The following is a 13,432-nucleotide window of genomic DNA, read 5'->3' as shown; positions in this document are numbered from 1 at the left end:
TGAGAAGACTGGGCTCATCGGAGCGCCCTTCTTCCACCGGGTTACATCTTGCATTCAGCTGCGTAATTGTCCTTGTAGTCGTTGAAAACTGTTTCAACGTAGGACGTGGCGAACTGGCCATCGTCACGCTTGACGACTTTGGTCAGGTAGAAATTCTGGATCGGAAAGTGGTTGTCGCCAATGCTGAATTCACCGCGCGGCGAGGTGAATTTCGCGTCTTTCATGGCGGCGCGCAACGCGTCCTTGTCGGTGATATTGCCGTTGACCTGCTTGACGGCCGCATCAATCAGCATGGCGGCGTCATAGGCCTGCACGGCATAGGTTGCCGGAACGCGCTTGAACTTGGCCTCATAGGCTGTGGCGAATTCCTTGGCGGCGGCTGAATCGAGATCCGGCGCCCAGTTCGAACCGGCGAAGAAACCGACGGCTGCGTCTTGCTGTGCGGGCAGGGTCGTTTCATCCACGGTGAATGCGGAGAGGAACGGCGTGCCTTCAAGACCGGCCTGACGATATTGCTTGACGAAATTCACGCCCATGCCGCCGGGCAGGAAAGCATAGACCGCATCCGGCTGTTCAGCGGCGATCTGCGCCAGTTCTGCCGAATAGTCGAGCTGGCCGAGCGGCACATAGATTTCCTGCGCGACTTCGTTCTTGTAGGAATGCTTGAAACCGGCCAGCGCGTCCTTGCCCGCCTGATAGTTCGGGGCGATCAGGAAAACGCGCTTGTAGTTCTGCTTTTCGGCATATTTGCCGGAAACTTCATGCATCTGGTCGTTCTGATAGGAGGTTACGAACAGATTGGCGTTGCAATCCTTGCCAGCCAGATTGGATGTGCCTGCATTGGTCGAGATCAGGAACGCGCCGGAATCGGTCGCAGGCTTGACGATGGCGTTCAGCACGTTGGAGAAAATCGGCCCGACCACAAAATCCACCTTGTCGCGCTGGATCATCTGCTGGACCTTGTTGACGCCAATATCCGGCTTCTGTTCATCGTCCTGAATGATGATTTCCGCATCGAGGCCGCCGAGCTTGTTGCCGAGCTTCTCCATGGCAAGCAGGAAGCCGTCGCGGGATTGTTCGCCCAAAAGGGCGGACGGTCCGCTGAGCGTATAGATCAAACCGATCTTGATCTTGCCGTCTTCGGCCTGCGCGGTTCCGGTTAGCATGGTTGCGGCGAGCAGCGCGAAAGCCGCTTTCGTCGAAATTTTCATAGTTCCACCTCGATTGCAGATTTTTGCTTTGTTTTCTTATTCTTTCGCATTGTCCGATGCTGGAAATGCTTATTACCCGGCAGATGTACCCCCATACCTCTGCCGGGCGGATGCATTATTCTGCTGGCGCAGGCAAAAATTCAACCTCATGTGCCGGTGCAACGCGAACTATTTCGGCAGGATCACCGACATTGTTGATGCGAACGAACAAATCCCAGAGCTTCGCAGTGGGCGAAACCCAGAAAACGCACTTCACCGGCTGTTCGGTCTTGTTGAAAATGCCATGCGACACGTTGCGCGGCAGGCAGACGAGATCGCCAGCCTCTGCAACGGCTTCCTTGCCGTCGAGAAGCAGGTCGAATCGTCCCTCCAGCACATAGATGAATTCTTCCTGCGTGGTGTGGATATGCGGCGGAACGAAGGTGCCCGGAGGAAAGGTTGCGTGCCACGACATGGAGCTTTCGCAGACATGCTTGGGTACATAGGTCTGGCCCAGGATGTGCCAGACAACACCGTCCACGGAGGAGCCGGATTTGGTCACGCCAGCTGGAAGATCAGTCACTCTCATTCCCTTTCACAATAATTACAGATGTGAGTTTTCAGGCGGTCGCCCGGGTCATTTCCCGGTTGACCTGCTGCGTTGAAAAGCCAGCCTTTGCGGCATAGCCGCGAACGATCGCCTCGCGCTCGGCAAAGCTGATGACGCCATCCAGATCGGCAACGCCAGACGGTGCGCGGCGTTCGACCTCATCGATGACGCCTTCCGGGCCGCCCAGCCTGTTAAGCCGGACGATTTCCGCCGTCGCAGGCAGGCGGATGGCCTGATAGGCGGCAAGTGCTGCGCGGCCATGTTCGGCGGAGGCCAGATGATCAGCCAGCGTACGGGCGTCGATGATCGCCTGACTGGCACCATTCGACCCCACCGGATACATCGGATGGGCGGCGTCGCCGATCAGCGCCACGCGGCCATCGGTCCACCAGCGGGCGGGGTCGCGGTCGCACATCGGATATTCGAAGAATGTATCGGTGGCGCGCACCAAAGCGGCGAGGTCCACGACATTGATGCCGAACTTTTCGACATGGGGCATCAGCTCTTCATGCGTGCCGCGACGGCTCCAGTCCTCGCGTTTCGGCGCGGGCGATCCATCGGCGCCCGGACGATAGGTGACGACCCAGTTGTTGAGAATCTTGCCGGGCGTGGTGCCTCTGGCAATTGGATAAAGCACCAGCTTATAGGTAAAACCGCCGGCGACGATCATGGTGCGACCGTCAAGGAACGGATCGCTTTCCACCGCGCCGCGCCACATCATGACGCCGTTCCATTTGAGACCGGCTTCGTTCGGGAACATCTGCTGCCGGATGACGGAGTGGATACCGTCCGCGCCGATGATGACATCGGCAGTTGCGGATGCGATTTTCGATCCTTCGGCAAAGTGAATGGTCGCCGAACCTTCATTCTGGGCATAGCCGACGCAGCGCTGGTTGGCGACGATGGCTTCTGGTCCAAGCCGCTCGATCACCGCGTCATAAAGCAGTTTCTGCAAATAGCCGCGATGGATGGAAAACTGCGGCACATCATAGCCTGCATCCATGCCGCGGGGTTCGCGCCAGATTTCCTGGCCCTGCCGTGTGGCGTAAATCAGCTCACGGGTGCGGATGCCCGTAGCGTCGAGCGCGGGCAGGAGGCCGATTTCGGCCAGTTCACGGATCGCGTGCGGAAGAACATTGATGCCAACGCCCAACTCGCGGACTTCTGGCGCTGCTTCGAAAATCTGGCAGTCAATGCCCCGTGCATGCAGCATCAGTGCCATTGTGAGGCCGCCAATGCCTCCTCCGACGATAATCGCTTTCATTCGCGGTTCCCTTTTTCGTGGCTGCTCTCTGGCGCCTGGGTCCAACGATAAAAGCGGGAACAATGCTGTCTATCACCAAAACGCCACGCCTAACAGCAAACCGCCAGAAACACGCTTTAGGGCAAAATTTTCGCGATGCTTGCGCTCTCGGCGCAGCGTGATAGTTTAATCTTAAAATAAAACGCTCTCTAAATGAGATACGGGGAATATCGTGATGCCGACTACGAGCTATATGCACCGGCTTTCGCCGTCCATCGATTCGTTCCAGGACACCATGTCCGGGCTGCTCCGGCCTTGCCGCATCTCGAAGAAATCCAGCCGGACCTACCGCACCGAAGTCGCCCACGGGCGCATGCGGCCCTTCGGCCTGACGGCAATCCGCGTCGGCGGCCATGCCCGCATCGAGGTGGACGCGCATAATGATATGACCTTGTTGCAGGTTCCGTTGCAGGGCATCTTCGTTTCACGCGACCGGCGCGGCGACGAGCTTTTGTATCAGTCGGGCATGAATGCGCAGCTGGTCGATGCGCATTCGGCCATCGACCTTGAGTTTCACCCGTCCACGCGCATGCTGATCTTCAGCCTCAACGATACCCAGATCGATATACTGGGCGGCAAGGAATTCATCGAGCAGTTTACCCATAACAAGCGGGTCGTGTCATTCGATACGCCGGTCGGCCATGCCTTCTATCATCTGGCGCATTTCGTCATGAACGAGATCGAGAAGGACAAGGAAGCTTTCTTCCATGGCGGTCTGTCGGAGCGGCTGGAGGACAGCCTGATGGCGTCACTTGCGGCGGCGCTCGATACGCAGCCGCGTGCACGACCGCTGATGAGCGCGGTGCCGAGCTATGTCCAGCGCGCCGAAAAATTCATGCTCGACAATCTCGACAAGCAGCTGACCTTGCAGGAGCTTGTCGATGCAACAGGCACCAGCGCCCGCACCTTGCACCGCACCTTCCGCAGTGTCCGGGGCAACACGCCGCTCGGTGTGTTCAAGAACATGCGGCTGGACAAGGTGCATGCGGAACTTGCCCGCGGATATGCCGGGCCCGGTGATATTACGCGCATCGCCATGGCCTGGGCTTTCAATCATATGGGCCTGTTCTCCGCCGATTACCGCCAGCGCTTTGGCTATCTTCCGTCGGAAACGGTGCGCCGCGCGCAATAGGGTTGCGGTTGCTACAAGTGGTCCTCCCGATAACAAAATGTTGCGCAATTGCGCCGGTCCGTGGCAACGGACCGTGCTTCCGTTGTGGGATCAAGCCCCTTAAAATTGGAGGTTCGAAACCGCTTCGGGAATGAACGAATGACACGACAGTTGCATCTCACCGCCTTCATGCGCCCCGTCAGCCTGCACACTGGCGCTTGGCGATATCCGGGAGCCTATCCCGACGCCAATTTCAATTTCCGCCATCTGAAGTCTTTTGCGCAGAAGCTGGAAGCCGCCAAATTCGACGCCTTCTTCATGGCCGATCATCTGGCCGTGCTGAACATGCCGGAAGAGGCGTTGAAGCGCAGCCACACCGTGACATCTTTTGAGCCGTTCACCTTACTGTCGGCGCTGGCGGCGGTGACGGATAGGATCGGTCTGGCGGCAACGGCCTCGACAACCTTCGATGAGCCTTACCATATCGCCCGGCGTTTTGCCTCGCTCGACCATATCAGTCAGGGGCGGGCGGCATGGAACATCGTCACGACCTCCAATCCCGATGCGGCGCTCAATTTCGGCAAGGAAGAGCATCTCGTTCATGGCGAGCGCTACAAGCGCGCGCGTGAATTTTTTGATGTCGTGACGGGATTGTGGGACAGTTTTGCCGATGACGCATTTTTGCGCGATCAGCAATCCGGCATCTTTTTCGACCCATCGCGTATGCATGTTCTCGAGCATAAGGGTGACGACTTCAATGTGCGCGGCCCGCTCAATATTGCGCGCCCGGTGCAGGGCTGGCCGGTGATCGTGCAGGCAGGCCAATCGGAGCCGGGACGCCAGCTGGCCGCAGAGACCGCCGAGGTTGTCTTCTGCGCGCCGCGCGGATTGTCGGATGCAAAGAAACTTTATGCTGATCTGAAGAGCCGAGTTGCAGCCGCTGGGCGAAATCCGGACCACCTCAAAATATTGCCCGCCGCCTTCATCGTGATAGGTGACACGATTGAAGATGCAAAGGAAAAGCGCGCAAAGCTTGATAGTCTGGTGCATTACGACAGCGCCATCGCATCGCTGTCGATTGCCATCGGGCACGATGTATCCGGCCTCGATCCAGATTCATATCTGCCTGAACTGCCCGATACCAATGCCAGCAAGTCGAGCCAGGAACAGGTGTTGAAGCTGGCGCGCGAAGAAAAACTGACGGTTCGCCAGCTTGCCCAGCGCTATGGCGGCTATTCGGGTCTGGCTTTTGTGGGCACGCCCGAAAGTGTCGCCGACGAGATGCAGCAATGGCTGGACGAGGCCGGTTGCGACGGCTTTACGGTGGTGTTTCCGTTCGTGCCGCAAGGGCTGGACGACGTGGTGGAAAGACTGGTGCCGGAATTGCAGCGGCGCAATATTTTCCGCAGCGATTATGAGGGTTCTACCCTGCGCGAACATCTCGGACTACCGCGCCCAAGAAACCAGTTTTTCGGATAGAAAAACCATAACGAAAACACCGCAACCGATCAGGCGTGATCGGCTACGGTGTTGTCAGTTTCGCTCGGCTCGGATCAGTTTGCTGCACCAAAGACGCTGTAGCAATTGCGTCCCTTGCCCTTGGCCTGATAGAGCGCGATGTCGGCATTGCGCGCCAGATCCTGTGGGGTGACGCCGTCACGCGGCGCAACCACCGCGCCGATGCTGGCAGAAACATCCAGAACGATGCCGTGAATGATAAACGGTTCGCGGAATGCGTCGACAATCTTTGCTGCAACGGTTTCAATCTCGTCTGGGCCGCTTAACGTTGGCAGAACGACAGCAAATTCATCGCCGCCAACCCGGACCGGCAGATCGCTGGCGCCAAGAGTGGAGCGCAGACGCCGCGCGGCCTCAATCAGCAGTGCATCGCCCATAATATGTCCATGCGTGTCGTTCACGGCCTTGAAGCGGTCGAGATCGATCAGCAGCGCGCCGACGGATTTTCCCTGCTTCAGCGCATCTTCGATCATCGGGATCGCCAGCTCATAGAGCGCGCCGCGATTATAGAGTTTCGTCAGCCGGTCAGTCAGCGCCAGACGCTTCAGGGCGATGGAATCGTCATTGAGAAACTTGTTGGTCTTTTGCAGGCGCAACAGCCCGCTGGCGATGCTGGCAAAGTCTTCCAGCCTGGCCAGTTCGCTTTTGGAAATCTGCCGGGGCTTGTTGTCGAGAATGCAAAGCGAACCAACGGTCAGGCCCGCATCCACCGAAACCGGCGCCCCTGCATAGAACCGGAAGAGCGGTTCGCCGGTGACATAGGGCATGGTGCAGAAGAAACGGTCTTCAACCATATCCTCGACCACGAAGCTCTTGCCGCTTTCCACCACGAATGTGCAGGCGGTCATCTCGCGCGGGCAGCTATCCACATGCTGACCGGCATTGGCCGCGACGCGTTGCCAGTCCTGATCGATGATGTTGAGCGCAGACGTGCTCGCGCCAAAAGCCTCCTTGACGAGACCGACAAGCGTGTCGAGTTCTGGCAGGCCGATGCTGGACAGGGAGACGAGGCTGCGAACGCTTTCGAGCCGTTCGACTTCATTGGCCGGAATGGAAAAGCTTCGTTCCGGCTGTGTGAAGCCCTGCGCACCTGTATTCATCATCGTCACCATCATGCATTTCTCATCCCGCCCAGATCATAGATAGGCAATACGACAGCAACAGCAAGCAAAGCCTGCTCATGGTGAAGAAGTTTGAACAAAATTTGTAGTGTGCTTATGCCGCCTCGATATCGCGAACCGGCGGATTGCCGTAGAGGCGGCTATATTCGCGGCTGAATTGCGAAGGGCTTTGATAGCCCACCCGATGTCCTGCCGTGCCTGCATCCAGTCTTTCAACCAGCATCAGCCGCCGCGCTTCGCTCAGCCGCAGCTGCTTTTGATACTGAATCGGCGTCATGGCTGTGATCGACTTGAAATGGTGGTGGAAAGACGACGGGCTCATATTCACATATTCGGCCAGCTGTTCGATGCGCAGGGGTAGCGCAAAATGCTGGCGCAACCATCCGATGGCGCGCGCAATCCGGTTGGCCTGGCTGTCCACGGTGGCGATATTGATCAGGCGGTCGCCGCTGGGGCCGGTCAGCAGGCGATAGAGGATTTCCTGTTCGATCAGCGGCGCCATGACCGGAATATCCTCCGGGCTGTCGAGAAGGCGCAAGAGCCTGATCACCGCATCAACCAGCCCGGCAGGTGCAGCGTTGACGCTGATGCCCCACTGGTTTTCCGATTGGGAGATGCTTCTGCGAATATCACTGCGGCCAAGCAGATCGACCAGTTTTTCACTGTCGATGGCGAGTGAAAGGCAAAGATGCGGCGCCTCCGCGCTGGCTTCGACCACCCGCCACGTGACCGGCAGATCAAGCGAGGTGACCAGATATTCTCCCGTAGCATAATTGATCGTGGCCGACCCAAGGCGCAGCGACTTCGAACCTTGAAGAACCATGGCGAGACACGGGCGATAGCTGCCGTGGCAGGGAACGCTCGGCGTCGAACGCCTGCTCAAGGAGAGGCCGTCGATCGCGGTTCTGCACTCGCCATCGGTTTCGATGAAGCGCTTGGCGAGCGAAGCCAGCTCCCTATATGCATCGACGGGTAAGTTCATGGGCACCTCGGTTTGTCAACGATCCGACATGGTCTTCATTTATCCAGTTCGGAAAACGAAACCAAGAGACAGGGTAGGTCATGCGGGCCAGATTTGCAGGATTATGCAAGAAGCTTGCAGGATCGGTCTACCCTCTTTCCTCAGGTTCACGGCATAGTCAATCATCTCATCCTTCCCCAATTTTCCCTGAAAAACGGAGTTTATTATGGCTATTGCAAGAGGTTATGCCGCAACCGATGCGGATCAGCCGCTGGTGCCGTTCACATTTGAACGTCGTGAACCCAATGCCGACGATGTGGTCATCTCGATCCAGTATTGCGGTGTGTGCCATTCCGACATTCATACGGTTCGCAACGAATGGAAAAACGCCGTTTATCCAATCGTTCCCGGCCATGAAATTGCGGGCGTCGTCACGGCTGTCGGCGACAACGTGACCAAGTTCAAGGTTGGCGACAAGGTCGGCGTCGGCTGCTTCGTGGATTCCTGCGTTGGTTGCGCAGCACGCGACGTTGATAACGAGCAATATCTGCCGGGTCTCATTCAGACCTATAACTGCGATGACGCAGAAGGAAAGACGCGCACGCAGGGCGGCTATTCCGACCAGATCGTCGTCAAGGAAGGCTATGTGCTGTCCATTCCGGACAATCTGCCGCTCAATGCCTCGGCCCCGCTGCTTTGCGCCGGCATCACGCTTTATTCGCCGCTCCGCCACTGGAATGCGGGCCCGGGAAAGCGCGTGGCCATCGTCGGCATGGGCGGGCTTGGCCACATGGGCGTCAAGCTGGCCAGTGCGATGGGCGCACATGTCACGGTGCTGAGCCAATCGCTTTCGAAAAAGGATGACGGCCTCAAGCTCGGCGCAAAGGAATATTACGCCACCAGCGATGCTTCGACCTTCGAGAAGCTCGCAGGCAGTTTCGATCTGATCATCTGTACGGTTGGCGTCGCCATCGACTGGAATGCGTATCTCGGCCTGCTCAAGGTCAATGGAACCATGGTGAATGTCGGCGCGCCGGAACATATGGTGCCGGTCCATGCCTTCTCGCTCATTCCGGGCCGCAAGAGCCTTGCCGGTTCGATGATCGGTTCGATCAAGGAAACCCAGGAAATGCTGGATTTCTGCGGCGAACACAACATCGTCTCGGAAATCGAGATGATCAATATTCAGGATATCAACGAGGCTTACGAGCGCGTTCTGAAAAGCGACGTGCGCTATCGCTTCGTAATCGATATGGCTTCTCTGGCAGCCTGATAAAATAAGCGGCGGGATCTATTGGTCCCGCCTTTTTCATAGCGCCGCAGGAACAGGCTCTCAGAACTGGAGTACCTGGCTTAGCACCAGCACCGTGCCGACGGCACACGAACAGGCGAAAAGCGTCAGCTCCGAAGCGGTCAGCCGGTCGATCCAGATCGGTCGCTTCAATGGTCGGTTTGTTCGCGATGGTGTGTGGGCGTGCAATTCCGCTTTTGCCCCATTATCCTTTTTCATTGAACTGCTGTGCATTTTTCATTTTCTCCCCCATCCAACGCCAACTGCGTTGGGTCGCCGCAAGATCGGCGCATGTTTACTAAACATTAACCAATTTTCCGGCGGCGGGAAACAGCGAAATTGGATGAACCAACACGCCCGTTTGGCGAATGACCATGCAAGTCCCGCTACGCTTCAAGCGCGGTAGCTTGTCTGCATGGTTGCAATCGGGCCCGGCTTCTGGTCAAAGCCTGCAACGGTTTGCAGAAATGTCAGAACAAGACCCGAAGCAGGATTTGTTGAACCATGCCCGATAATGGCGCATCCGCACCATTCATTGCTGTCAATGGCGTCGGTTATGCGATAGCCGGGCGGCCAATCCTGCACGGTGTTTCGCTTCACTCCAATGCGCGCAGAATGGGCATTGTCGGCAGAAACGGCTCCGGCAAGAGCACGCTTGCGCGGCTTCTGGCGGGGCTGCTGAAACCAACGGAAGGCGCGATCCGTATCGCTGGCCACGATATTTATGAAGACCGCAAGGCCGCGCTTTCAACCGTCGGCATCCTGTTTCAAAACCCCGAACACCAGATCATCTTTCCAACGGTCATCGAGGAAATTGCATTCGGCCTGCGCCAGCAGGGCGCGACCAAAGCCGATGCGCGCACGATGGCGACCAAGGTACTGGCCGATTTCGGCAAGGACCATTGGGCCGATGCTGCCATCCAGTCGCTGTCGCAAGGGCAGAAGCATCTGGTCTGCATGATGGCGGTGGTCGCCATGCGCCCGGCGCTGATCATTCTCGACGAACCTTTTGCCGGTCTCGATATTCCGACACGGCATCAGCTGGCGCGCTATCTGAACGGCGGCGAGGCGCGCCTTCTGCACATTTCCCATCACCCGGAAGACCTGCACGGTTATGAGGAAGTGTTCTGGATCGATCAGGGCCAGATCCGGGAAACCGGGGATGCGCAAACGGTTCTGACCCGTTATGTTGAAGAAATGATCCTTCAGGGCAAGAGCGATGATCTCTCTCACCTCTCCCGTTAAAACACGCGCGCATCAATGGCCGGTGGCGGCCAAGGTGGCCGCGCTTTGCATCGCCACCACGACGCTTTTCATGGTCACGTCGGTCTGGTTCCAGCTTGGCGCGCTGGTGGTCTGTCTCGCGCTCTACGCCCTCCCGGGGCGCGTATTCTTTCGCGCCGGCTTGCAGGCCATGCGGCCGGTTCTACCCTTTGTTGCGGTGATTTTTCTCTGGCATCTGGCTTTCTACACCGCGCTTGAAGGGGTGGAGATCACGGTGCGCGTGGCCACGATGATTGCGCTCGCCAATCTGGTGACGATGACGACACCGCTTGAAGATTTCGTGCATCTGCTCCGGTTCTTAAACACGCCTATGCGCCGCCTTGGCCTGCCGACGAAAATTCTCGAAACGGCCATCCCGCTGGTGATACGCTTTACGCCGGTGCTGATTGTCCGGGCCAGACAGCTTGTTGAAGCCTGGCGCGCCCGGTCGCGCAGGCGTCCGGGCTGGCAACTGGTGCTGCCGCTGTCGCTGGCGGCGCTCGACGATGCCGATCATGTTGCCGAAGCATTGCGTGCTCGCGGCGGAACTCTCAAGTAAAGGCTCCCCTATGGAAAGAAATGTCGCCCACGTGGCTCTGTTTGCAGCGCTGATCTGCGCACTCGGATTTCTGCCAGCCGTTACGCTCGGCTTCGGCGTGCCGATTACCGCGCAAAATCTTGGCGTCATGCTGGCCGGTGCTGTGCTGGGGCCAAAACGCGGTGTTGCCGCTGTGGCGCTGGTCATTCTTCTGGTGGCAATCGGATTGCCGGTTCTGGCGGTCGGACGCGGCGGTCTCGGCGTTTTTGCCGGCCCGACGGTCGGCTTTCTGCTCGGCTGGATACCGGCGGTTTATGTGACCGGCCTTTTCATCGAGCGTGCACCCATCACCAATCTCGGCGTGTCCACCTTTCTCGGCGCGGTGCTGGGCTGTATCGGGGTGCTCTATCTGTTCGGCGCTATCGGCATGTCGCTGATCCTTGCAAAGCCTTTTCTTGAAGCGGTCAAGCTCCTTGCCATCTTCATTCCGGGCGATCTGGTCAAGGCTGTCATCACCGGTGTTCTGGTGTCGGCACTTGCCAAAATACGACCGCAGGATATTCATCGCGGTCAAACCATACGCTGAAAAGCTGTGCGTTCACGGTAACTTGTATCGCGCCGCAAAGCAGATCGGTATTCCTGATGCTTTCTCCAATTGGAGAGATTACGATAATTCTTCGTAGCGAATCGATGTCGAGCTTGGGAGACATTGCATGGCAGCAGAGACCGGTGCGGCGCGTACCATTCGGACCATTGTTGAAACCATTCAACCGCAATTGAATGTCAAACTGTGGGACGGCACCCAGATCGGCGCTTTCGACGGGCCAACGCTGGCGATCAAGGACCCCTCGGTCGTGCGTCAGGTGGTGTTGAAGCCGAATTACGACACGCTTATCAGTCTCTGGACCTCCGGCGCGGTGGATATCGAAAACGGAACCATCTTCGATGTCGCAGAAACAAAGATCGACGGTCATCTCAAGGAGCGCATCAAGGCGCTGCCGAAATGGCAGTTGCTGAAAGGCATTCCATCACTGCTCTTTGCCGGAAAGGCGAAGGACCAGGCGAATATCGACGGAAAGTCGCCCTTCGTCAGCGGCTCCAACAAGGAAGCGATCACCCATCACTACGATGTGTCGAACGAGTTCTATCAGCTGTTTCTTGATGAACGCATGGTCTATACCTGCGCCTATTTCACCGACTGGCAAAACAGTCTGGATCAGGCGCAGTATGACAAGCTGGACCTGATCTGCCGCAAGCTGCGCCTGAAACCGGGCGACCGCTTTCTCGATATCGGCTGCGGCTGGGGCGCGCTTTTGATCCATGCCGTGCAGAATTACGGCGTGATCGGAACCGGCGTTTCTCTGTCGGAAGCGCAAACGGCACTCGCCCGACAAAGGATCAAGGCTGCCGGGCTGGAAGACAAGATCACCATCCACATCAAGTCTTATACCGAGCTTGATCAGGAGTTCGACAAGATTTCTTCCATCGGCATGTTCGAACATGTCGGCATTGCCAATTATGATACCTATTTCAAGTCTGTGCGACGTTTGCTGCGGCCGGGCGGCCTCTATATGCATCACGCCATCACCCGCCGGATGAAGAAGAACAAGAAGAGCTTCAACCGCAAAAGTGCGGAACATCTGGCGCTGGTAAAATATATCTTCCCCGGCGGCGAGCTGGACCATCTGGGCATGACCGTCGAGAATCTTGAAGGCCATGGCTTCGAGGTGCATGACGTGGAAAATCTCCGTGAGCACTATGGGCGCACCTGCCGCCTGTGGGCGGAACGGCTTCATGCCAATTTCGACAAGGCTGTCGCCGAGGTCGGTTATCCGAAGGCGCGGCTCTGGATACTTTATCTCGCGGGCTGTGCGCTGGCGTTTGAACGCGGAACAGTCCAGATCAACCAGACACTTGCCTCGAAGCGTAAACGCGGCATTTCGGCTGTGCCGCAAACCCGCGCGGATATTTATCAGAGTTAAACAGGTGGAGCAGAAAGCCCCGCCTGCCGCCTGAAGGATTATCGGACTTCGCGGTCGATATCGCGCCGCAGCACGAAGGCCGTGGTGATGTCGTCCACGATATCATGGGCGGCAACGAGGTCGCGCACGCGGTTGAGGTCGTCGATTGTCGCCGCTTCCAGCTCGACAACCAGATCAAGCTGCCCGCTGACCGATGAGACGCGGCGGACTTCAGCGTGCTGCGCCAATATGTCGAGAAGCGCCAGCGCAGGCGTGCGTTTCAGGCTTACGAGCAATATGGCGCGGATGAAATTGGTATCGATCTCGCCAATATCCGCGCGATAGCCGCGAATGACGCCGCTGCGTTCCAGATTTGTGACGCGCTCGCTGGTCGCGCTGCGGGACAAGCCGATACGACCGGCCAGCGTCTTCAGCGCGATGCGCGCTTCCTTGGACAGAATTGCCAGTATTTCGCGATCTTTCGCGTCAAGTTCCCGCATCGTTACCCTATACGCATGACCGGACATATGCCGGTCCATTCCGACAAAGTGCCGGTTCTTCCGAC

At 57.7% G+C, this 13,432-nt stretch carries 14 protein-coding genes; 7 read left to right on the top strand and 7 right to left on the bottom strand.

Annotated elements, in window-relative coordinates; genetic code table 11:
- Positions 1-41: 41 nt before the first annotated feature.
- The 3 genes from ABWW11_RS18300 to ABWW11_RS18290 all read right to left on the bottom strand — a co-directional run bounded on the left by ABWW11_RS18300 (position 42) and on the right by ABWW11_RS18290 (position 3,064).
- Positions 42-1,211: an ABC transporter substrate-binding protein gene (locus tag ABWW11_RS18300; RefSeq protein WP_109366848.1), complete on the bottom strand. Its 1,170-nt coding sequence runs from the start codon at positions 1,209-1,211 to the stop codon at positions 42-44.
- Positions 1,212-1,326: 115 nt separating this feature from the next.
- Entirely contained in the window at positions 1,327-1,773 is a 447-nt protein-coding gene (locus tag ABWW11_RS18295) for a cupin domain-containing protein (RefSeq protein ID WP_109367937.1), read from the bottom strand.
- A 37-nt stretch (positions 1,774-1,810) separates the two neighbouring features.
- The gene (locus ABWW11_RS18290; RefSeq protein WP_109366849.1) at positions 1,811-3,064 is read right to left on the bottom strand and encodes a flavin-dependent oxidoreductase; all 1,254 of its coding nucleotides are present in this window, start codon (positions 3,062-3,064) and stop codon (positions 1,811-1,813) included.
- Between the two features lie 214 nt (positions 3,065-3,278).
- Between ABWW11_RS18290 and ABWW11_RS18285 the strand changes: the two genes are divergently transcribed.
- Together ABWW11_RS18285 and ABWW11_RS18280 are read left to right on the top strand one after the other, a co-directional pair.
- Positions 3,279-4,235, top strand: coding sequence for an AraC family transcriptional regulator (locus tag ABWW11_RS18285; protein WP_109366850.1), 957 nt, complete (start codon positions 3,279-3,281; stop codon positions 4,233-4,235).
- A 138-nt stretch (positions 4,236-4,373) separates the two neighbouring features.
- Positions 4,374-5,693, top strand: coding sequence for an LLM class flavin-dependent oxidoreductase (locus ABWW11_RS18280; RefSeq protein WP_121538422.1), 1,320 nt, complete (start codon positions 4,374-4,376; stop codon positions 5,691-5,693).
- Between the two features lie 74 nt (positions 5,694-5,767).
- Here the strand turns inward: ABWW11_RS18280 and ABWW11_RS18275 are convergent, their stop codons facing one another.
- Together ABWW11_RS18275 and ABWW11_RS18270 are read right to left on the bottom strand one after the other, a co-directional pair.
- Positions 5,768-6,847 carry a sensor domain-containing diguanylate cyclase gene (locus ABWW11_RS18275; protein WP_109366852.1) on the bottom strand — a complete coding sequence of 360 codons (1,080 nt, stop codon included), beginning with the start codon at positions 6,845-6,847 and terminating at the stop codon, positions 5,768-5,770.
- Positions 6,848-6,947: 100 nt separating this feature from the next.
- A complete protein-coding gene (locus ABWW11_RS18270; RefSeq protein WP_109366853.1) occupies positions 6,948-7,835 on the bottom strand; it encodes an AraC family transcriptional regulator in 888 nt (295 codons plus the stop codon).
- A gap of 205 nt (positions 7,836-8,040) precedes the next feature.
- On the opposite strand from ABWW11_RS18270, the gene ABWW11_RS18265 reads away from it, so the two are divergent.
- Positions 8,041-9,087 (top strand): NAD(P)-dependent alcohol dehydrogenase, encoded by a 1,047-nt coding sequence (locus ABWW11_RS18265; RefSeq protein ID WP_109366854.1) that lies wholly within the window; start codon positions 8,041-8,043, stop codon positions 9,085-9,087.
- A 60-nt stretch (positions 9,088-9,147) separates the two neighbouring features.
- On the opposite strand, the gene ABWW11_RS18260 is transcribed toward ABWW11_RS18265, so the two are convergent.
- Positions 9,148-9,339: a hypothetical protein gene (locus ABWW11_RS18260; protein WP_124915313.1), complete on the bottom strand. Its 192-nt coding sequence runs from the start codon at positions 9,337-9,339 to the stop codon at positions 9,148-9,150.
- Between the two features lie 270 nt (positions 9,340-9,609).
- Between ABWW11_RS18260 and ABWW11_RS18255 the strand changes: the two genes are divergently transcribed.
- From ABWW11_RS18255 to ABWW11_RS18240, 4 genes are all read left to right on the top strand, one after another.
- Positions 9,610-10,350 (top strand): energy-coupling factor ABC transporter ATP-binding protein, encoded by a 741-nt coding sequence (locus ABWW11_RS18255; RefSeq protein ID WP_109366855.1) that lies wholly within the window; start codon positions 9,610-9,612, stop codon positions 10,348-10,350.
- Entirely contained in the window at positions 10,325-10,927 is a 603-nt protein-coding gene (locus tag ABWW11_RS18250) for an energy-coupling factor transporter transmembrane component T family protein (protein WP_109366856.1), read from the top strand. The genes ABWW11_RS18255 and ABWW11_RS18250 overlap by 26 nt, the downstream gene beginning before the upstream one ends.
- A 10-nt stretch (positions 10,928-10,937) precedes the next feature.
- Positions 10,938-11,492, top strand: coding sequence for a biotin transporter BioY (locus ABWW11_RS18245; RefSeq protein ID WP_109366857.1), 555 nt, complete (start codon positions 10,938-10,940; stop codon positions 11,490-11,492).
- A 127-nt stretch (positions 11,493-11,619) separates the two neighbouring features.
- Entirely contained in the window at positions 11,620-12,888 is a 1,269-nt protein-coding gene (locus ABWW11_RS18240; protein ID WP_109366858.1) for an SAM-dependent methyltransferase, read from the top strand.
- Positions 12,889-12,926: 38 nt separating this feature from the next.
- On the opposite strand, the gene ABWW11_RS18235 is transcribed toward ABWW11_RS18240, so the two are convergent.
- Positions 12,927-13,367 (bottom strand): Lrp/AsnC family transcriptional regulator, encoded by a 441-nt coding sequence (locus ABWW11_RS18235; RefSeq protein ID WP_078338226.1) that lies wholly within the window; start codon positions 13,365-13,367, stop codon positions 12,927-12,929.
- Positions 13,368-13,432: the final 65 nt, after the last annotated feature.

Origin of the sequence: Brucella sp. NBRC 113783 (genome assembly GCF_040372265.1) — a bacterium.
Taxonomy (GTDB): domain Bacteria; phylum Pseudomonadota; class Alphaproteobacteria; order Rhizobiales; family Rhizobiaceae; genus Brucella; species Brucella teleogrylli.
The sequence above is the reverse complement of the archived record's forward strand: the minus strand, read 5'-3'. Positions and strand labels throughout refer to the sequence as shown.

What these genes read in the sequence shown, in the direction of transcription:
- ABWW11_RS18300 (WP_109366848.1), bottom strand. Translation starts at nt 1,211, where the DNA reads ATGAAAATTTCGACGAAAGCGGCTTTCGCGCTGCTCGCCGCAACCATG.
- ABWW11_RS18290 (WP_109366849.1), bottom strand. Translation starts at nt 3,064, where the DNA reads ATGAAAGCGATTATCGTCGGAGGAGGCATTGGCGGCCTCACAATGGCA.
- ABWW11_RS18285 (WP_109366850.1), top strand. Translation starts at nt 3,279, where the DNA reads ATGCCGACTACGAGCTATATGCACCGGCTTTCGCCGTCCATCGATTCG.
- ABWW11_RS18280 (WP_121538422.1), top strand. Translation starts at nt 4,374, where the DNA reads ATGACACGACAGTTGCATCTCACCGCCTTCATGCGCCCCGTCAGCCTG.
- ABWW11_RS18275 (WP_109366852.1), bottom strand. Translation starts at nt 6,847, where the DNA reads ATGATGGTGACGATGATGAATACAGGTGCGCAGGGCTTCACACAGCCG.
- ABWW11_RS18270 (WP_109366853.1), bottom strand. Translation starts at nt 7,835, where the DNA reads ATGAACTTACCCGTCGATGCATATAGGGAGCTGGCTTCGCTCGCCAAG.
- ABWW11_RS18265 (WP_109366854.1), top strand. Translation starts at nt 8,041, where the DNA reads ATGGCTATTGCAAGAGGTTATGCCGCAACCGATGCGGATCAGCCGCTG.
- ABWW11_RS18260 (WP_124915313.1), bottom strand. Translation starts at nt 9,339, where the DNA reads ATGCACAGCAGTTCAATGAAAAAGGATAATGGGGCAAAAGCGGAATTG.
- ABWW11_RS18255 (WP_109366855.1), top strand. Translation starts at nt 9,610, where the DNA reads ATGCCCGATAATGGCGCATCCGCACCATTCATTGCTGTCAATGGCGTC.
- ABWW11_RS18250 (WP_109366856.1), top strand. Translation starts at nt 10,325, where the DNA reads ATGATCTCTCTCACCTCTCCCGTTAAAACACGCGCGCATCAATGGCCG.
- ABWW11_RS18245 (WP_109366857.1), top strand. Translation starts at nt 10,938, where the DNA reads ATGGAAAGAAATGTCGCCCACGTGGCTCTGTTTGCAGCGCTGATCTGC.
- ABWW11_RS18240 (WP_109366858.1), top strand. Translation starts at nt 11,620, where the DNA reads ATGGCAGCAGAGACCGGTGCGGCGCGTACCATTCGGACCATTGTTGAA.
- ABWW11_RS18235 (WP_078338226.1), bottom strand. Translation starts at nt 13,367, where the DNA reads ATGCGGGAACTTGACGCGAAAGATCGCGAAATACTGGCAATTCTGTCC.